Raw genomic sequence first — 17155 nt, 5'->3', positions numbered from 1 at the left:
CCTACCTGCGGGTGCGTGAGATCTGGCGCGACAGGGCGATCAGCGGCAGCAGGCCGACGGCGACGATGGCCAGGGCGGCCGTGGAGGCTTCGGTGAGGCGTTCGTCGGAGGCCAGCACGTAGGCCTGGGTGGCCAGGGTATCGAAGTTGAAGGGACGCATCACCAGTGTGGCGGGCAGCTCCTTCATCACATCCACAAAGACCAGCAGGCTGGCCGTGAACAGGCTGCCCCTCAGGATGGGCACATGCACACGGCGCAGGGTATCGCCCTGGCCCAGGCCCATGCTGCGGGCCGCATCGTCCATGCTGGGGGTGATTTTTGAGAGGCTCGCCTCGACCGTCTGCAGCGCCACGGCGAGGAAGCGCACCAGGTAGGCGTAGATCAGGGCGGCGATGCCGCCGGTGAGGAGCAGCCCGGGGTTGCTGCCGAACCAGGCCTGCCACTGGCCGGCCAGCCAGTTGTCGAGGCGGGTGACGGGAATCAGCACGCCTACGGCGATCACTGTGCCGGGCACCGCGTAGCCCAAGCCGACAAGCCGGTTGAGGCCTTTGGCCAGCAGGGTTTTGGAGAGGCGGGCGCTGTAGGCCAGCAGCACGGCCAGGGCCACGGCGATGAGGGCGGTGAGGCCCGCCAGGGTGAAGCTGTTGCGGGCCAGTACCAGGAAGCGTTCGCCGAACTGGGTGTCGCCCTCGCCGAGGGCCATGCGCAGGAGCAGTGCCGCGGGCAGCAGGAAACCCATGCACAGGGGTAGCAGGCAGGTCAGCATGGCCAGCAGGCCGGCGCCGCCCGTCAGGCGTCCGGGGGGCGGGCGATGCCGGTTGGAGGTGTTGTGGTAGCGGGCTCGCCCGCGGGTAATGCGCTCCACGGCCACCAGCAGCAGCACGAAGCCGAGCAGCATGGCGGCGAGCTGGGCCGAGGCGATGCGGTCACCGAGGGAGAACCAGGCGCGGTAGATGCCGGTGGTGAAGGTGTTGACGGCGAAGTAGGCCACGGTGCCGTAGTCCGCCAGGGTCTCCATCAGTGCCAGGGCGACGCCGGCGGCAATTGCCGGCCGGGCCAGGGGCAGCGATACAGTGAAGAAAGCCCGCCAGGGCCCGATGCCGAGGGTCCGCGAGGCCTCCAGCACACCGCCGGCCCGCTCCAGGAATGCGGTGCGGGCGAGGAGATAGACGTAGGGATACAGCACGAACACGAACATCAGCATGGCCCCGGGCAGGGTGCGGATGTCGGGAAAGTAGTAGTCGCCGCGCCGCCACTCGAAGAAGTCCCGCAGTGCTGTCTGTACAGGGCCGACAAACTGCAGGAAGTCGGTATACACATAGGCCATCACATAGGCCGGGACCGCCAGGGGCAGCACCAGCGCCCATTCAAAGATGCGACGCCCGGGGAAGTCATGCATGGCCGTCAGCCAGGCGGTGGCAATACCGATGATGGCCACGCCCAGACCGACTCCAGCGCACAGGGCCAGGGAGTTGAGGACATATTCGGGCAGGACGGTGGAGGCGAGGTGAGCCCAGGTGCCGCTGGTGCCACCCAGAAGGAGGTTGAAACCGACGCTGGCAATGGGAAGGCCAGCCAGCAGCGCCACGACGAAGGCGGAGACGACAAGCGGGGAGAAGCGTCCGGAGCGGTGACGAAAGTGTTGTTCGATCATGAGATTTTTCGGCTTGTTGCGAATTATAATCGATACCATGTCCAAACTAGAACTCAGGTCGGTTGTCCAGCGCTATGGCCACCAGACCATCGTGAATGGGGTCGACTTCCGGCTTGAGCAGGGAAGTATCGCCTGCCTGCTAGGGCCGTCCGGTTGTGGCAAGACTACATTGCTGCGCTGCATTGCCGGCTTCGAGGATGTGGCCGGGGGCGAGATCCGGATCAATGGCGCGGTGGTGAGCGCACCAGGGCATCGGGTTCCGCCCGAGAAGCGTCAGGTGGGGATGGTCTTCCAGGACTACGCCCTGTTCCCTCATCTGAGCGTGGAGCGCAACGTGGGCTTCGGTCTGGGTGCCATGCCGCCGGCCGAGCGGGGGGCGCGGGTCGAGGAGTTGCTGGCAACAGTGGGTCTGGGCGGCCTAGGGCAGAAGTTTCCCCATGAGCTGTCGGGCGGACAGCAGCAGCGCGTGGCCCTGGCCCGGGCGCTGGCGCCGCGCCCCGAGCTGGTATTGCTGGATGAGCCGTTTTCAAACCTGGACGTTGATCTGCGTGAGCGCCTGTCGGTCGAGGTAAGGGAGATTCTAAAGAAGGAAGGCATGACGGCGGTGCTGGTGACCCACGATCAGCACGAGGCCTTCGCCATGGCCGACGAGATTGGTGTCATGTCGGAGGGGCGTATTCAGCAATGGGACACCCCTTACAACCTGTATCACCGGCCGGGCAACCGCTTTGTGGCGGACTTTGTCGGCAAGGGCGTGTTCCTGCCCGGTGAGGTGCTGGACGACCGCCATGTGCAGATTGAACTGGGCATGCTCAACTCCGGCGTGCCGGTGGAGTGCAGCCTGGGCTGCCGGGCCTGCGGCAAGGGCTGTGCCGTGGAGGTGTTGCTGCGCCCGGATGACGTGATTCACGATGACGCCAGCCCGACCCGGGCCGAGGTGCTGCACAAGGCTTTCCGCGGCGCTGACATTATGTATACGCTCCGGCTGGATAGCGGTGCCGAGGTGTTGTCGCTGGTGCCGTCGCATCACAACCACGCCTTGGGCGAGAAGATCGGGGTGCGCCTGGAGGCGGATCACGTGATCGCTTTCCGCCAAGGCTGATCGCTTCCCTCCTTGTGTCGAGCCCCGCCGTTCAGAATGGGGCTGGACTGGAAAACGTCATTCGCCGGCCGTTTCCGGGGTGCGGCAGATCCAGCCGTGTGGCATGCAGCAGCAGGCGCGGCGCCGCGGCCCGGCTTGCCGGGTCGGCATACAGATCGTCTCCCAGGATTGGATGTCCGATGGCCATCAGATGCACGCGCAGCTGGTGAGTGCGCCCTGTGAGGGGCTGGAGCTCGACTCGGCTGGTGAGGGTTGTGTCGTCGTGCTCAATCACGGTGTAGGTGGTCAGGGATGGTTTCCCGGTTTCCCGATCCACTTTCTGCCTGGGCCGGTTGGGCCAGTCGGCAATCAGCGGAAGGTTGATCTGGCTTCGCTCCGGCTGAGGATGTCCGGCCACCACGGCCACGTAGTACTTGTCGACCTGCCGCTGCTGAAAGGCGATGCTGAGGCGACGCTCCATCTCATGCCCCCGGGCCATCACCAGCAGCCCCGAGGTAGCCAGGTCCAGGCGGTGAACAATGCGTGCGTCGGGGTATTCGGCCTGTATCCGGCTGGCCAGGCTGTCCGCGTGATCGGGGCCGCGCCCGGGCACTGACAGCAGGCCGGCGGGTTTGTCGATGACCAACAGGACTTCGTCCATGAACAGGATTTGCGGCACACCTGCAGGTGGTGCATAGACAATCGGCGGTGGCGGATCGACGGAGGCGAGTGTTGCTGCGGCCGGTTGGCTCATGAGGGGGCAATGCGTTGGGAGATGCGCATTTTTGCACAGGCCCGGGCTTTGCCCACAGCCGCAGTGGGAAAGGCTGTGGACAAGGTGTGGGGGGCTGGGGCAAGTGGATGCCTTGAAAGGATTTTTTCCGCTTGCCCTGAATTGGGTCAGGCGGCCTCAGCGGGCGACCTACGGGCGGGCCAGGCGCAGGAGGGTTTCCTGCAGCTCGGCGTAGCTGTAGGGCTTGGTCAGGAAGTCGTCCATGCCGCAGGCAAGGGCTGCCTCGCGTTCGTCTTCCATTGCGTTGGCGGTGACGGCGATGATCGGGATATGTTGCCCATCCTTTTCACTGGCACGGATGCGTCGGGTGGTTTCGTAGCCGTCCATGAGCGGCATCTGGCAATCCATAAGGATCACGTCGAAGTGCTGTTGGGCGAGCATCTGGAGCGCTTCCTTGCCGTTGCCGACGGTGCTTGCCGCGCACTGGAGTTCTTCCAGCTGCATTGTGGCTAACAGCTGGTTGATGGTGTTGTCCTCGGCCACCAGCACCTGCAGGCCGGCCAGACTTGGCACATCCCTTTTTGGGGGCACAGGTTCGAGCATGGGAGCGTTAATAGGCGCGCTGGTCAGCACGGGTGTAAGCACGGAGAACCAGAATGTGGAGCCCTTGCCCGGCTGGCTTGAGGCGCCGATCTCTCCGCCCATGAGTTGGACCAGCTCATGGCTGATGGCCAGCCCGAGCCCGGTGCCGCCGTAACGGCGGGCATGGGAGTTGTCGGCCTGAGTGAAGGGGGTGAACAGCTGGGGCAGGATGTCCGCTTCGATGCCGATGCCCGAGTCCTCAACGCTGAAGTGCAGGCGGACGGCCGGGGGGCTGCTTCCGCAGACGGGCTGGGAGGAGAGCCGGAGGTGGATGTCACCGTTCACGGTGAATTTGATGGCATTGCCCACCAGATTGATGAGGATCTGGCGCAGGCGGTCGGGGTCGGCCTCGATTCGTTCGGGCAGATTTTCGTCGATATGGCAGTGCAGGGTGAGTTTCTTCTCGATTGTCTTGTGCAGGAAGAAGCCGGTGATGTCCTCGACAATGGTCCGGGGTGAGCAGGGCAGGGCCTCGATGGTCATGCGGCCGGCCTCGAGCTTGGAGAAGTCGAGGATATCGTTGATCACCCGCAGCAAGCTGTCGGCGGAGCTGCGGATATGCCCTACGAAGCGTTCCTGTTCGGTGTCCAGGCGGGTGTAGGCGAGGAGCTCGGCCATGCCGATGATGCCGTTCATCGGTGTCCGGATTTCGTGGCTCATCGTGGCCAGGAACAGGGACTTGGCCTGGTTGGCATGTTCGGCAGCTTCCTTGGCCACGCGCAGTTGTCCGTCCCGGGCTTCGATCTGGTCGAGCATGGTGTTGAAACCGTCCATCAGCGTGCCGATTTCATTGCTGCTCTCCGGGCTGACGCGCAGGGCGTAGTCGCGGGTTTCCGACACCCGCCGCATTTGTCGGGCAAGATTCTCAATGGGGCTGGCAATCAGTCGCTGCAGGCGGGTGGCGAGGAGCCAGGCCAGCAGCGAGGCGGCCAGCAGCACGCCGGATGCGGTAAGGACTCGCTTGTGCACAAGGTTGCGCAGGGGGGTCAGGTCGAAATAGGCTTCAATGGTGCCCACCTGCCTGCCGCCGACGATGACCGGATTGGCGATCTCCAGGAAGGGGGCGCCGAGAAGCAGGCCGAGGGGATGTCGTGGTGAGCCGTAGGGGGCGCCCGCGTGGGCGTGATCACTGTGGTGATCCTCGACGATGGCCAGCACTTCGGCGTGCGCCGGGAACTCGCTGTGGTATTCGGCGAAGACCTTGCCCTCCGGGCTGCGCAGGGTGGCAGCGATCACGTCCGGTGCGCTGCCGAGCGCGTTGATGATCTCCTGGGCGGCCTCCGGGTCCTGGAAGCTGACGGCGGCAGTGCTGTTGACACCCACCAGACGGGTCAGGACGTGTGCGTTGTCCTGCATGGCCCGGGCTGCGGTCTGAAGCTCGCTGTAAACCAGTAGCATCAGTGCCACGACCAGGCCGAGGGTGGTGGTGATCAGGGCGATCAGCACCACCTGGCGCTTGATCGGGTAGTCACCCAGGCGTTTCATTGTGTGCCTCCCTTGCCGTCATGGGTGAGGGTGGCGAGGTTGAGCAGCTTGGCGCTGACCCTCAGGTCAGCACGTTCAATGGCGTCGGTATTGATGACCGGGTGAATGCGCCCGCGTTTGCGGGTCAGGGTGATCATGCCGCCCCGGGCCGCAAAGCCAGGCTGGTCACTGACGGTGAGGATCGCGCTGCCGGCCAGACGCCTGAGCAGCTCTGCCTGGAAGACAGGGCCAATCACGGATTGTTCACCGAAATAGATCAAGTGGCATTCCTGGAGGTTGCGCATATCTGGCTGGCGTTGGACGATCAAGGGGTGCCCGTCCAGGGTCTCACCGGCAACGGCCTTGGCGAGCAGGGGGGCAAGGGTTTCGTCGAACACGCAATACCGGAAAGCATCGCCGGGCCGCAGGGTGTGTCCGTCGGGCCAGCGCACAAAATGGGCGAAATTATAGACAAAGGCGGCCTTCACTTCGTTTTCTGCAAAGGCTGCCGGGCTCGAGTCGCCCGCGTGGGGGGATGCCGAAAGGGCGAGCAGCACCGACACACCCGCGGTGCGGCAGCGCAACAGACGAGCGAGAAGGAGCGGCAAGCCGGTATGCAGCAAAGCAGGGGTCAGAAGCGCAGATTGGCCGTGAGGTAGTACTCCCGCGGGATCAGGTAGGCATCACTGGCATTGACCAGGTTGGTGCCGAATTCCTTCCGGGCCGGGCCGATCAGGTTACGACCATTGAGGGCAAGGTCGAGCCGGCTGGTGGCGCGCCAGCTCAGGCGCAGGTCTGCGGTAAGGTAATCCGGAATGCTGTAGGTGTGTAGCGCGCTCACATAGCGGGCTTGCAGGTCCAGCTCCAGGTCGTGACGCAGGTCGTGACGGACGGCGAGCATGGCCTGGTGGGTCGGAGATTCGCCGGTTGCCCGCAGGGGGTTGATCTCGGTGTTGCCCGGTTGGGTGGCCAGGTTCATGTCAAGGTGAGAGTAGCTGGTCTGTACGCGCCAGGTGTCGCTCGGGCGGTAGTCCATCGACAGTTCGAAGCCGCGTGCCTTTCCCTTCAGGGCATTGCCGGCAAGGGCATTCCAGGTGAGATAGGGGCTTGGCAGGCTCGCGACCAGTCGGGGGGCACCGATCAGGTCTACCGTCAGCAGGCGATCATAATCGTTGAGAAACACGCTGGCGTCGAAGCTGAGGCGGGGGTTGATCTGGACCCGATAACCCAGTTCGTAGGCGATCAGCCGTTCTGCGTCGAGATTGGGGTTGCCATGGGAGGTGACAAACAGGGGCAGGCCGCCGGTGAAGGCGCGGGGTGGTATGTAGGAACTCAGGCGCGCGCTGTCTTCGATGATCGACGGGGTACGCACGGCACGGGCCACGGAAGCCCACAGGGTATTCCCCCTGGCCGGTGACCAGCGCATCCTGGCGGAAGGTTGCCATTCGACGCCGGTGAACTCATTGTGCTCGACCTTGACACCGACTGTGACCTGAAGGCGCTCGGCCAAGGCCAGGGTGTCTTCGGCGAAGGCGCTGAACAACTGGTCGGTGCGACTGCTGCGGCTGACGCCGGCTGGAGGCGTCATCTGGGCGTCGCTGGCAATGTTGCGGTAGCCGACACCCGCGATGAGGTTGTGTCCGCCGATGGGCGTGAAATGGTGACGATAGCCCAGATCGAAGGTGTCCAGCTCTGCCCGGGCCCCATTGTTGAGTACCATCCAGTGATCGAGGGTGAAGCGGTTGAAGTAGGCCCGCAACTCGTCACGTGCCCCGCCGCTGCTCCGAGACCACTGACCGAGAACGTGAGCACCCGAGTAGGCGCGCTCCTGGCGCTTCAGTTCGCGGAAGCTCTCGCCCTCGATCATCAGGTTGCCGCCGCCCGTTTCCCAGTCACCGCGAAAGCCGGCCCGGCCACCCCGCCAGCGGATATCACTGATGTCGTCGGCGCTACCTGCGAGGCGGTCGTTCTGGTGGACTTTGGCCCACACCCGGGCGTGACCGTTATCGCCGGCCTTGAAGCCATTGCGCAGGACGAGTTCGGACTGGAGATCGCCAGTGACGACACTGACGAGTGTCCCCTGGGTATCCTCGGCATGACGGGTGATGATGTTGATAACGCCATTGACCGCATTTGCCCCCCAGGTGGAACCCCCCGGCCCACGAACGATTTCGACGCGTTCGATGTCCTGAATGACGATGTTCAACTCGTCCCACAGCACGCCTGAAAAGAAAGGGGTGTAAACACTGCGCCCATCCACCATGACGAGTAGTTTGTTGGCAAACTGGTTGTTGAAGCCCCGTGCGCTGACAGCCCATTCAGTGGCGCTGATGCGGGCCACATTGAGGCCCGGGACCGTGCGAAGCAGTTCGGGCAGGGAGGTGGCGCCGGATCGCCGGATGTCTTCGGCCGTGAGTACGTGGATCGCCGCCGCTGTGTCCTCGAGCCGCTCGCTGCGATGGGTGGCCGTGCTGACGCGTAGGTCGGCAAGTTCGTCGAGGCTCATCAGCTTGAGTGCGCTCAGGCTGTCCTCGGCGGAAACCGTTGGGGTGGCGGCGACCAGGGCGGCAATGAGCAAGGGCTTGGCGAGAGACTTTGACATGATGAAATCCGGTGGGCAGCACATGCGGCCGGGCGCGATTGTATCGGCATTGTCTATAACTAAAGGAATAGATTCGTCACAGCCGTGTGTCGTATTCCGACGTGGTGGTGCCAACCCTGTGGAGACTTTCATAGGTGACCGGGGGAGCGTGATTTCCGGGAGGGCAGGGGAGGAGGCGCACCGAGTTGCGGCATGGGGGCTTCCCCAGTTCGGTGCGCTCGCACTGTCTTGGTGCGAAAGCGCGTCAGCGTGCCAAAAAGTCTTTTGTTTATAAGGGTTTTTTGATTGGCATGCTTTTAGCTAAGCATAAAGTGGTATCTCCGCTTCACAACATAACAGGCGAGCGCTAATGGCCATCACAAAATTCTTCAATGAAATGACTGCGGACGATGGGAGTGTCCGTGCGCATTACGCGGGCTACGCCGCGTGGCTGAGCGAGACTCCGGCAGACCGCATCGCCCGCAAGCGGGCAGAGGCAGATTCCCTGTTCCATCGCTACGGCATCACCTTCGCGGTGTACGGTGAGGAATCGGGTACAGAGCGTCTGATTCCCTTCGACATCATTCCGCGCATCATTCCCGCCCAGGAGTGGAAGGATCTGGAGACTGGCTTGCGTCAGCGCGTCAAGGCGCTGAACTGCTTCATCCATGACATCTACCACGATCAGGAAATCCTCAAGGCAGGGCATATCCCCGCCGAGCAGGTGCTCAACAACGCCCAGTACCGCCCGGAAATGCAGGGTGTCAATGTGCCCTGCGATATCTACGCAGCCATCGCCGGTGTGGACGTGGTGCGGGCAGGGGCGGGGGAGTTCTACGTGCTTGAAGACAACCTGCGGGTACCGTCGGGCGTCTCCTACATGCTTGAAGACCGTCGCATGATGATGCGCTTGTTCCCCGAGCTGTTCGCCCGCCACCGGGTTGCGCCCGTCGAGCATTACCCGGACATGCTGCTGCACACTCTGCGCAGCCTGGCCCCGGTAGGCGTGACGGATCCTACCGTGGTCGTGCTGACTCCTGGTGCTCATAACTCCGCCTACTTCGAGCACGCCTTCCTGGCCCAGCAGATGGGTGTCGAGCTGGTTGAAGGTCAGGATCTGTTCGTCAGTGAAGACCAGGTCTTCATGCGCACGACCCAGGGTCCGCGCCGGGTGGATGTGATCTATCGTCGGGTGGATGACGACTTCCTCGATCCGAAATACTTCCGCAAGGACTCCATGCTCGGCGTGCCGGGCCTGCTGGATGCCTATCGGGCCGGCCGCGTCACGCTGTCGAATGCCATCGGTACCGGTGTGGCGGACGACAAGTCCATCTATCCCTACGTCCCGGAAATGATCCGTTTCTATCTGGGTGAGGAGCCGATCCTCAATAACGTGCCCACCTATATGTGCCGTAAGCCTGAGGATTTGGCTTACACCCTGGCCCATCTGCCCGAGCTGGTGGTCAAGGAGGTACACGGTGCCGGTGGCTACGGCATGCTCGTCGGGCCGGCGTCCACCGCGGAGCAGATCGAGACCTTCCGCAAGTACTTGATCGCCAACCCCGAGAAGTACATCGCCCAGCCCACGCTGGCCCTTTCGAATTGTCCGACCTTCGTCGAAAGCGGCATCGCGCCGCGTCACCTGGATCTGCGCCCCTTCGTCCTCTCGGGGACCGAAGTGCAGATGGTGCCGGGTGGCCTGACCCGCGTCGCGCTGCGCGAAGGATCACTGGTGGTGAACTCCTCGCAGGGCGGGGGCACCAAGGACACTTGGGTACTGGAGGCCTGAAAACATGCTGAGCCGCACTGCTGATCACCTTTTCTGGATGGCCCGCTACATGGAGCGGGCCGAGAACACAGCACGCATTCTTGATGTCACCTATCGACTTTCCCTTCTGCCGCAGAATGGCGAGGAAGTGGAGGCGATGTGGTCCGGCATGCTAAAGATCATGGAGCTGCAGGACGCCTATCTGGCGAAGCACCCTGCCTATTCCACCGAGGCTGTCCTTGAGTTCATGATCTTTGACCGGGACAACCCTGGCAGCATCTTCCGCTGCCTGCGTGCCACCCGCGAGAACGCCCACGCCGTGCGTGGCACCCTGACATCTGAGCTGTGGGAAACCTCCAACGAAACCTGGCTCAAGATGCGCGATTTCACCGTTGCCAAGCTTCTCGAGTCCGGGCCCGGGGCTTTCTTCGAGTGGGTCAAGTACCGTTCCCACCTCTCCCGCGGGGTCACTATCGGCACCATGTTGCAGGACGAGGCTTTGCGCTTCATCCGCCTGGGTACCTTCCTCGAACGGGCCGACAACACGGCGCGCATCCTTGAAGTTAAGTATCTCAACCTGCTGCCGGGCGCCGACGAGGAGCAAGCTCACGCTACTGATTACTACCAGTGGAGTGCGCTGCTGCAGTCCGTCTCGGCCTTCGAGGTATATCGCAAGGTCTACCGCGACCAGATCACCCCGTTGCGTGTGGCCGAACTGCTGGTGCTGCGCGCCGACATGCCCCGCTCTCTGGCCCGCAGCATGAAGGAAGTGCATTCCAACCTGACCCGGGTTTCCAACGCCCGCTCGGCCGAAACCGAGCGCCTGGCTGGAGAGCTGGAGTCCCACCTGCGTTTCGGCCGTATCGAACGTATCTTCGAAGGTGGCTTCAGAAAGTACCTGGAAGACTTCCGCGATCGCATCTTCGACCTGGGTTGCCGGATCTCCGACGACTTCCTGATCCCGACTACTGGCTAGGAATGTAAAAGAGGCTTGGCAAACCTCGAAACGATGTCTATAATGCGCAGCTTGTCGGGGCGTAGCGCAGCCTGGTAGCGCACTTGCATGGGGTGCAAGGGGTCGCGAGTTCGAATCCCGCCGCCCCGACCAATGGAAACAAAGACTTAGGCCACTCTTCGGAGTGGCCTAAGTCTTTTCTAGCCCCCGATCAGGAAATTCCCCCCACATTTCCCCCCACAAGGTGCAAAGCTGCGCGCGCCCTCGCGCGTTCCGCGGCGCTGCCCTGGGGCCTTGGTGCAGCCCATTCAGCCCTCCTTGCTGCCAAACCCTCACGGGTTCAGCGGTGCCATGCCGACCACGCCAGCAGCGCGCCGGGACCCTTACGCCGTGACAGGCCATCAGGCTGCAGACACGGGCGCCGGTGCCCCTCCTGCCTCTCTGGTGGCTCCCCTGGTGGGTAGCGGCCTCCATCCCTCGCGCCGCAGGCGCCTCGATCTGTTCTTCTCGTTCCCTCGGCGCGAAGCGCCCTATTGAAATTCAAAACAAACGGCGAAGCCGCATTCTTTCAGGTCGGAACCGGAATCCGAATCCGAAGTGCCCCGGCCTGTTCGGAAAGGTGGGGGAGGGGTGCATACCCCACAATTTCCCTATATTTTTCAAAATTTTCTGTAGACTCTCTTCTACTGTTACGCAGTAACGTAGAGGGTTTGCAATGGCAAAGACAGCAGCGCAGCGGCAAGCGGAGTACCGGGATCGAAGGGCTACGGCCGGCGAGAACGGCGAGCGCCGGATAAACACCTGGGTGGATGCGGGCGCAGCCCTGGCCCTGGATCGGCTGGCGGAGCATCACAAGCTATCGAAGCGCGAGGTGCTGGAGCGGGTGCTACTGGAGGCCTACGGCGAACTGGTGCAGGAGGATGGCTGAGATGTCCGGTGATCGCCCCAAGCTCACGCCCCGGCAAACACGCTTTGTCGATGAGTTCGTGTTGTGCGGCAACGCATCCGAAGCCGCACGCCGTGCCGGCTACAGCGAAAAGACAGCGGGTGCGATTGCCACGGAGAACTTGCAGAAACCTGCAATTCTGGAGGCCATACGGGCGGCGCAGGCGCGCACGGCCGCGGAGTTTGAAGTCACCCGTCAGGGTGTGATTGCTGGGATTCTGGAGGCAATCGAGATGGCGCGTCTGGCTTCCGATCCATCGGCAATGCTCACCGGCTACCGGGATCTGGCCCGCATGTGTGGCTTCAATGAACCGGAAGTGCATCGGATGTCCGTGAATCCGGCGGGGTCTGCACTGCTGGCCAAGATCGCAGCCATGCCCGACGAAGAGCTGGTCGCCCTGGTATCGGGTGGGGCATAGCTGTTTTTTTTTTCTAAGAAAGAAAAGAAGCACCAACACACCTACACATCTACACAAACCCGCGCCGATACTGGGTTTCAGGGGTGTATGTCTGTGTAGATGTGTAGGTCTTTTGTGACTTTCGGCACCGATTCTGCGTGAGTCAAGCCATACAGGTGCCGCCCGATACCCTGGCATGGTTTGGCTCTCGATCTTGATTCGGATGTGGCGATGTCGCTCCCCGTGCTGATGATTGCGTTCTGGCAGGCTGTCGCCGTGTTTGTGCTGTGCCTGTTCGCGAAGAATCGCGGCTATGCCGTTTTGATTGGTCTTGTCGGGTGCGCGGTTGTCACGATCACAGGAAGCTACCGATACGGATGGCTTGATGTGCTCTTCGTGATTGCTGCCACTCTGGCGGCGGTGTGGAAGCTCACACCATATGGGGGCGACGAGACCCCCGGCGAGATACTCGCTTTTGCTGGTAAGGCTGCGGGGGTTGTTCTGGGGGTTGTCGCGTGTGGCGCGGCTGGGCTATGGTATTACACCAACCACGCGGCGGTAATCGAGGTTGCGGCTAACGATGAATCAGTCCGTTCTCTATCTCGCCCCACCGCTGAATTGAAGCCGCGCGCGATCCAACTCGAAGGGCCAATTATTGAGGCCCCTGAACCGGTGCCAACATCGCCGTTGCAGCCTATTCCGCAAGAGGGGCTGGTGCCAGCTTGGAAGTTCTCCGAAATCAAACCTGGAATGACGGAGGCCGAGATTGTCGCTGTTGTTGGCCCCCCCGGCTCTGTCATTGAGGTGAGATCCTCTGACGGGCGAAAGACGTCGGCAATGTGGCGATATCGGACAGATGGCGGTGGTGAGCATTCATTGATGATTCACAATGGGCGCTATAGGTGATCGTTGAATGCTTCGTGCCTTTCGAAGGGCGGAGCGAGCCGGAACCCCGCTATTGATCGTGCGTGCGGTCTTCCTGAGCGTGTGGTGTCACTCCCTGACGATTCGCACCTTGGCGCCTGTCGCCCCGCGCCCTGCCGTTTCGATGCGGATGCCTACCCGGCGCAGCCCTGGTGCAATCCGCTTGATCTGGCTGGATAGGTGGCGCGGTGACTTCGGCCAGTTGCTCCGGTCGATCTCCCCCAGTCGCCCCAACTCTGTGAGCAGTTGTAGGTAGGTGCCTTCCCACTCTCGGCCCTCGGGGCGTGCGGCCAGCACCTGAAGCCCTACCGCCACGCCGTAAGACTCCAGGCCACGCAGCGCTGATTCACCGTGCAGGGTGTCCAGTTGCTTGGAGAACTCCCCGGCCTTACCGCCCTGAGCCAGGGCGATAGCTTCGCCTAGCCTTTGGAAGTCGATCATGCGCTTTGCCATGCCTTCAGGGATGACGACAGCGGGCAAGCGCTCCAGGGCCTTGGCGAAGAGGTCGAGCATGCCGGCGAAGATGGCGGGATACTCCTTCTCCCATGCCGCCCCCATGCTCTCTTCGTCCTTGCGCGCCTTCGCAGTGATAGTGGGCAGTTCCACCGAAATGGTGCGTTCGATCAAGTCCGGCTGCGTTGCCACGGCGTTGATACCGTTGAGCATCACCGGGCGCTTACTCTGCATCACATGCTCGCCGCCGTTCGTATATAGCTGGCGCGTTGCGTATCCGCCCCCGGTGCTCAGGATGCACAGGGCGTCCTGCTGTTCGCCGTTGAGCTGAGACAGATTTTCCAGGCTGACGATATGGGCGTTTGCTGCTGCAATGTGCAAGTCCTCCACGCACTTCGGCGCACCGCGCAACGGCACTTGATGAGGATCGATCAGGGCGCGCAGGCGGCGCTGTGTGGTGCTCTTGCTGCTCCCCATCTCCCCGACAAGTTCAAGCACCGGATAGGGTGTGTCGTGCCTCAGGCTGTCGAGCATGTAGGCCAGAACCAAGGGTTGCGCCTGCTTCGGGATGTTGAGGTGACGCCACAGCAGGGTGAGATTCCCTTTCTTCGCAGGCTCGGGGAGCGGGCGCATGCCAGGGGTGCGCACGAAGAGCGCGGGCGGGCGGTCAATCACTTCCCACTTTCCGGGCTGCACCTTGATGGCTCGCCATTGGTCGTCGCACAGGTCGATCCAGTAGGCGCCGTCGTGCTTCGCTACTCGCCGATGCACCTCCACTTCCGGGCCCTTGAAAGTGCCTATCGCCTTGAGGGTGGCAACGGCCGTTGCCATGGCGTAATCGGGTATCCCTATTTCACGTGCGTCGAACACTTCACCGCGCAGCCACTTATCGAAGGTCTGCGAGGTGAGCAAGTGAGTTTCACGATGCCCGGCCACTTCCACCAGGGCGACGCCTTCACCCTCGGCGGTGTGGGCGTACTCGGCGCCGTCTCGGGCAACATCCAGAATCATCGATTGCAGGCTGTCTTGTTGGGCGGCTTGGCCCTGGGGCTTTGTGAGTTTGTCGAGTTTCGTTCTGACGCCCTTCACGTTGGCAATCAGGCGAATGTATTCGGCTTCACTTTTGCGGCGGATGGTGGCCAGGGCTTCGATGACATCGTCAGCGAAGATAGCGCCTTTGTCGGTGGTTTGGCGGGCCAGTGCATCGCGTACGAGGTTTTCGGGGTCTGCGGTCTGTTCGGCTGCGGCCTTGACCAGATCAGGGGAGATGCGGGCATTCATGCTGCGGCCCTCGCTGCCCGGCGCCGAAGCGTCAGGATGAAGTAATCAAGGTCGGCAATGCTTCGGTCTGCACAGTGGCCGTGCTGGCACTTGAAGCCCCCGCGCCCGCCGTTATGCTCGTCGGGTATGAAGTAGATTGTGCCGGTCTGGTCTTTGTCGGTGTGCTGTTCCCACCACGGACATATTATTTGGTGCGCACCGTGCATGCCGCTGATGGGGCGGATGTAGAGGCCGGCGGCGTCGAGCACCTCGACATGGCGGTTTGCGCTGATGGGCTTGGTGCCCTTTCGTTGGGCGCGTGGCTTGCTGGCTGCCTCAAGGTCGAAGCCGTATGCCTGCGCGATCTGCTCGGGAGTGTAGCGGCGCGAAGGCTCCCACACATGCACCCTTTGAGAGAAGGGTTTGCCGTCCTTGCCCTGGTGCTTGGCCTTGCCGTTGCTGCCCGTCGGCAGGCGCCCGTACCGAGTGAGGGCCCCGGCGCCGGGGTCGCTGGCACCGGCCTTGATGAGTCCGTTTATCAGGGCCTCCGCCTTGAGCGGGTCGCGTTCGGGCCGCTGCAACAGATACCAAATCTGCCAATTTTTGGGCGAGGTCTCAACGATGCACGAAGGCTCCAGGCGCAGGGCGTCGAACGGGATCTTCGAACCTAGGTCATCCAGAAGCACCATGTGCAGCCCTGCCCAGCAGTCTTTCCGGCGTCGATAGCGGCCGTCTTCGGCACGTTTGAATGTGCTGACGCAAACGTAATTGTTGTGGTCGGGGCGGATAAAGCGAGGCATCGGAATAGCGGGCGAGCCAAACCAGACGGAGTGCGGGGCCTTCGCAACGTCGCCAGGGAAGCCCGCCAGCCATGGCACCTCATCTGCACCGATACCGGCGAAGACATGGGCCAGGAAATCGACGCACGACAGTTCAATGCCTTTGGCCTTGCCTTTCAAGAGCTTCACCTGCACGGGATTGGCAACACTCGGCCGGGCGCTGGGGGCTTTCTTCTTCGTGCGCGGCACGATAGCGGCGGGGCTCATCGGTTGGCCTCCTTGTATTGCTTGAGAATGGCGCGCACTTCCTTGGGTGTGGGCATGGGGGCGGGCGCGGCGGCGGGGTGGGTCACGTAGAAGTTCGCCTTGCGTAGGCCGGCCGGGCCTGCGTACCCGGACAGCTTCAAGCCTTTGGCCTGGGCGTGCGCCTCTTCGGTTTCGAGCTGGGCGCGGTAGGCCGGCCGGCTGGGGAAGACGTGAACGGTGTGGGTGCCGTTCTCGTTGAACAGGATGAGGAGAGGGGGTTTCACTGGACACCCCCGATGCGCTCGATGAGGGCGCGGATGTCCTCGGCCTTCCATACCGTGGTGTTCGGGCCTAGCTTTACGCTCTGGGGGTAGCGGCCGTCCTTTACCCCGCGCCACCAGGATGCACGGGATACGGGAATGACGTTGAGAACTTGGGGCAGTCGGACAAAGCCGGTTGCGGGGATCTGCTGCGACATGTTGTGACTCCTTGAGCCTCGTTGAACATGTCGGTGATTGTCTGGCGCGGCCTCAGTTGTCACCAGAAAGTGAAACTCACCCCATTTTTACGCCTCGGTTTCACAGCCTTGACGCGCGGCGGCAATCCGTTCCAGGGCATCCCGTTGTGCGGAGGTGAGGGGTATCGTCAGGTAGTGTTGATCGGACAGTTCTGCAATCCGCGATTTGATGCTGAAGGCAGCGCGCGGAACTTTGCCTTGCCTCATGAGCTTCTCGATGATGGCAATGCTTTGGGGTTCTGTTTGCTTGAAACCTGCGCGGCACACCATCTCCGAGAGGCGCAGTATCAGGCGGTCTAGTTCTGGTTCTGCTGGGCGCCCCCCTGGGTTCTCAGGCATCGACAGGGCGTCGATTGTCTGTGCCATCCGTTCCACGGCTTGGCTAAATGCTGCCTCACGTTGCACTGCGACGCACAGGCGCAATCCTTCCGTGCTCTCTGGGGGCTCTAGGCTCGATCCCCTCCCCCAGCTATCGTGCGGTGTGCCGGTGAATGTCGCGATGATTGCGCGTGCAAGAACAGGGTTTTGCTCTGCTAGGGAGAACTGCTTTTGTATCTGCTGCAACGCCTTGCGGGCCTGCTCTCGTTGTCTTTTTGACTGGGCAATTTCCTCCTCACGCGCCTCATGAAGCTGGCGGTATTCGGCAAAGGCGTGCGATGCCTCCAATGCGAGGGCCTGGGCGAAACGATCGGGGGGGCCGGGCCATTTTCGCCATTCCTGCACGTGGGCTTCGTGAATCTTCATCCTTCGTTGCG

General features: G+C 62.5%; 16 protein-coding genes and 1 tRNA gene. 7 read left to right on the top strand and 10 right to left on the bottom strand.

The features are described 5' to 3' along the window. Nucleotide 1: 1 nt before the first annotated feature. Nucleotides 2–1654: an ABC transporter permease gene (locus ACIQ09_RS03750; protein ID WP_398306329.1), complete on the bottom strand. Its 1653-nt coding sequence runs from the start codon at nucleotides 1652–1654 to the stop codon at nucleotides 2–4. Nucleotides 1655–1691: 37 nt separating this feature from the next. Here ACIQ09_RS03750 and ACIQ09_RS03745 point away from each other — a divergent pair, with 37 nt between their 5' ends. Continuing rightward, the gene (locus ACIQ09_RS03745) at nucleotides 1692–2756 is read left to right on the top strand and encodes an ABC transporter ATP-binding protein (RefSeq protein ID WP_398306326.1); all 1065 of its coding nucleotides are present in this window, start codon (nucleotides 1692–1694) and stop codon (nucleotides 2754–2756) included. 31 nt (nucleotides 2757–2787) lie between these two features. Here the strand turns inward: ACIQ09_RS03745 and ACIQ09_RS03740 are convergent, their stop codons facing one another. From ACIQ09_RS03740 to ACIQ09_RS03725, 4 genes are all read right to left on the bottom strand, one after another. Continuing rightward, nucleotides 2788–3489 carry a pseudouridine synthase gene (locus ACIQ09_RS03740; protein ID WP_398306323.1) on the bottom strand — a complete coding sequence of 234 codons (702 nt, stop codon included), beginning with the start codon at nucleotides 3487–3489 and terminating at the stop codon, nucleotides 2788–2790. A 168-nt stretch (nucleotides 3490–3657) separates the two neighbouring features. Then, nucleotides 3658–5595, bottom strand: coding sequence for an ATP-binding protein (locus ACIQ09_RS03735; protein WP_398306320.1), 1938 nt, complete (start codon nucleotides 5593–5595; stop codon nucleotides 3658–3660). Further along, the gene (locus tag ACIQ09_RS03730) at nucleotides 5592–6182 is read right to left on the bottom strand and encodes a YfiR family protein (protein WP_398306317.1); all 591 of its coding nucleotides are present in this window, start codon (nucleotides 6180–6182) and stop codon (nucleotides 5592–5594) included. The genes ACIQ09_RS03735 and ACIQ09_RS03730 overlap by 4 nt, the downstream gene beginning before the upstream one ends. 23 nt (nucleotides 6183–6205) lie before the next feature. Further along, a complete protein-coding gene (locus ACIQ09_RS03725) occupies nucleotides 6206–8176 on the bottom strand; it encodes a TonB-dependent receptor plug domain-containing protein (RefSeq protein ID WP_398306314.1) in 1971 nt (656 codons plus the stop codon). A 349-nt stretch (nucleotides 8177–8525) separates the two neighbouring features. On the opposite strand from ACIQ09_RS03725, the gene ACIQ09_RS03720 reads away from it, so the two are divergent. The 6 genes from ACIQ09_RS03720 (at nucleotide 8526) to ACIQ09_RS03695 (ending at nucleotide 13127) form a co-directional block, all read left to right on the top strand. Further along, nucleotides 8526–9944: a circularly permuted type 2 ATP-grasp protein gene (locus ACIQ09_RS03720; protein WP_398306311.1), complete on the top strand. Its 1419-nt coding sequence runs from the start codon at nucleotides 8526–8528 to the stop codon at nucleotides 9942–9944. A gap of 4 nt (nucleotides 9945–9948) precedes the next feature. Then, nucleotides 9949–10899 carry an alpha-E domain-containing protein gene (locus tag ACIQ09_RS03715; RefSeq protein WP_398306308.1) on the top strand — a complete coding sequence of 317 codons (951 nt, stop codon included), beginning with the start codon at nucleotides 9949–9951 and terminating at the stop codon, nucleotides 10897–10899. A gap of 55 nt (nucleotides 10900–10954) precedes the next feature. Further along, a tRNA-Pro gene (locus ACIQ09_RS03710) sits at nucleotides 10955–11031 on the top strand. 562 nt (nucleotides 11032–11593) lie between these two features. Then, nucleotides 11594–11806 (top strand): hypothetical protein, encoded by a 213-nt coding sequence (locus ACIQ09_RS03705; protein WP_398306305.1) that lies wholly within the window; start codon nucleotides 11594–11596, stop codon nucleotides 11804–11806. A 1-nt stretch (nucleotide 11807) separates the two neighbouring features. Beyond that, complete coding sequence (locus tag ACIQ09_RS03700; RefSeq protein ID WP_398306302.1) at nucleotides 11808–12242, top strand: terminase small subunit; 435 nt, start codon at nucleotides 11808–11810, stop codon at nucleotides 12240–12242. 210 nt (nucleotides 12243–12452) lie between these two features. Then, entirely contained in the window at nucleotides 12453–13127 is a 675-nt protein-coding gene (locus ACIQ09_RS03695; RefSeq protein WP_398306299.1) for a hypothetical protein, read from the top strand. A gap of 87 nt (nucleotides 13128–13214) precedes the next feature. On the opposite strand, the gene ACIQ09_RS03690 is transcribed toward ACIQ09_RS03695, so the two are convergent. The 5 genes from ACIQ09_RS03690 to ACIQ09_RS03670 form a co-directional block, all read right to left on the bottom strand. Then, nucleotides 13215–14879, bottom strand: a complete 1665-nt coding sequence (locus tag ACIQ09_RS03690) for a hypothetical protein (protein ID WP_398306296.1) — start codon at nucleotides 14877–14879, stop codon at nucleotides 13215–13217. After that, the gene (locus ACIQ09_RS03685) at nucleotides 14876–15904 is read right to left on the bottom strand and encodes a DNA-primase RepB domain-containing protein (protein ID WP_398306293.1); all 1029 of its coding nucleotides are present in this window, start codon (nucleotides 15902–15904) and stop codon (nucleotides 14876–14878) included. The genes ACIQ09_RS03690 and ACIQ09_RS03685 overlap by 4 nt, the downstream gene beginning before the upstream one ends. After that, nucleotides 15901–16167, bottom strand: a complete 267-nt coding sequence (locus ACIQ09_RS03680; protein WP_398306290.1) for a hypothetical protein — start codon at nucleotides 16165–16167, stop codon at nucleotides 15901–15903. Before ACIQ09_RS03680 ends, ACIQ09_RS03685 begins: the two co-directional genes overlap by 4 nt. After that, on the bottom strand, nucleotides 16164–16361 hold the full coding sequence (locus ACIQ09_RS03675) for a helix-turn-helix transcriptional regulator (RefSeq protein WP_398306287.1): 198 nt from the start codon (nucleotides 16359–16361) through the stop codon (nucleotides 16164–16166). The genes ACIQ09_RS03680 and ACIQ09_RS03675 overlap by 4 nt, the downstream gene beginning before the upstream one ends. 87 nt (nucleotides 16362–16448) lie before the next feature. Continuing rightward, nucleotides 16449–17144 carry a hypothetical protein gene (locus tag ACIQ09_RS03670; RefSeq protein WP_398306284.1) on the bottom strand — a complete coding sequence of 232 codons (696 nt, stop codon included), beginning with the start codon at nucleotides 17142–17144 and terminating at the stop codon, nucleotides 16449–16451. Nucleotides 17145–17155 lie beyond the last annotated feature (11 nt).

The sequence above is a fragment of the Zoogloea sp. genome (assembly GCF_044344315.1).
Classification (GTDB): Bacteria; Pseudomonadota; Gammaproteobacteria; order Burkholderiales; family Rhodocyclaceae; genus Zoogloea.
This window is presented reverse-complemented; position numbering and strand designations above follow the sequence as displayed.

Excerpts from the sequence above, each read along its gene's own strand:
- ACIQ09_RS03670 (WP_398306284.1), bottom strand. The coding sequence starts at position 17,144 with ATGAAGATTCACGAAGCCCACGTGCAGGAATGGCGAAAATGGCCCGGC.
- ACIQ09_RS03685 (WP_398306293.1), bottom strand. The coding sequence starts at position 15,904 with ATGAGCCCCGCCGCTATCGTGCCGCGCACGAAGAAGAAAGCCCCCAGC.
- ACIQ09_RS03690 (WP_398306296.1), bottom strand. The coding sequence starts at position 14,879 with ATGAATGCCCGCATCTCCCCTGATCTGGTCAAGGCCGCAGCCGAACAG.
- ACIQ09_RS03700 (WP_398306302.1), top strand. The coding sequence starts at position 11,808 with ATGTCCGGTGATCGCCCCAAGCTCACGCCCCGGCAAACACGCTTTGTC.
- ACIQ09_RS03705 (WP_398306305.1), top strand. The coding sequence starts at position 11,594 with ATGGCAAAGACAGCAGCGCAGCGGCAAGCGGAGTACCGGGATCGAAGG.
- ACIQ09_RS03715 (WP_398306308.1), top strand. The coding sequence starts at position 9,949 with ATGCTGAGCCGCACTGCTGATCACCTTTTCTGGATGGCCCGCTACATG.
- ACIQ09_RS03695 (WP_398306299.1), top strand. The coding sequence starts at position 12,453 with ATGTCGCTCCCCGTGCTGATGATTGCGTTCTGGCAGGCTGTCGCCGTG.
- ACIQ09_RS03740 (WP_398306323.1), bottom strand. The coding sequence starts at position 3,489 with ATGAGCCAACCGGCCGCAGCAACACTCGCCTCCGTCGATCCGCCACCG.
- ACIQ09_RS03720 (WP_398306311.1), top strand. The coding sequence starts at position 8,526 with ATGGCCATCACAAAATTCTTCAATGAAATGACTGCGGACGATGGGAGT.
- ACIQ09_RS03675 (WP_398306287.1), bottom strand. The coding sequence starts at position 16,361 with ATGTCGCAGCAGATCCCCGCAACCGGCTTTGTCCGACTGCCCCAAGTT.
- ACIQ09_RS03750 (WP_398306329.1), bottom strand. The coding sequence starts at position 1,654 with ATGATCGAACAACACTTTCGTCACCGCTCCGGACGCTTCTCCCCGCTT.
- ACIQ09_RS03725 (WP_398306314.1), bottom strand. The coding sequence starts at position 8,176 with ATGTCAAAGTCTCTCGCCAAGCCCTTGCTCATTGCCGCCCTGGTCGCC.
- ACIQ09_RS03745 (WP_398306326.1), top strand. The coding sequence starts at position 1,692 with ATGTCCAAACTAGAACTCAGGTCGGTTGTCCAGCGCTATGGCCACCAG.
- ACIQ09_RS03735 (WP_398306320.1), bottom strand. The coding sequence starts at position 5,595 with ATGAAACGCCTGGGTGACTACCCGATCAAGCGCCAGGTGGTGCTGATC.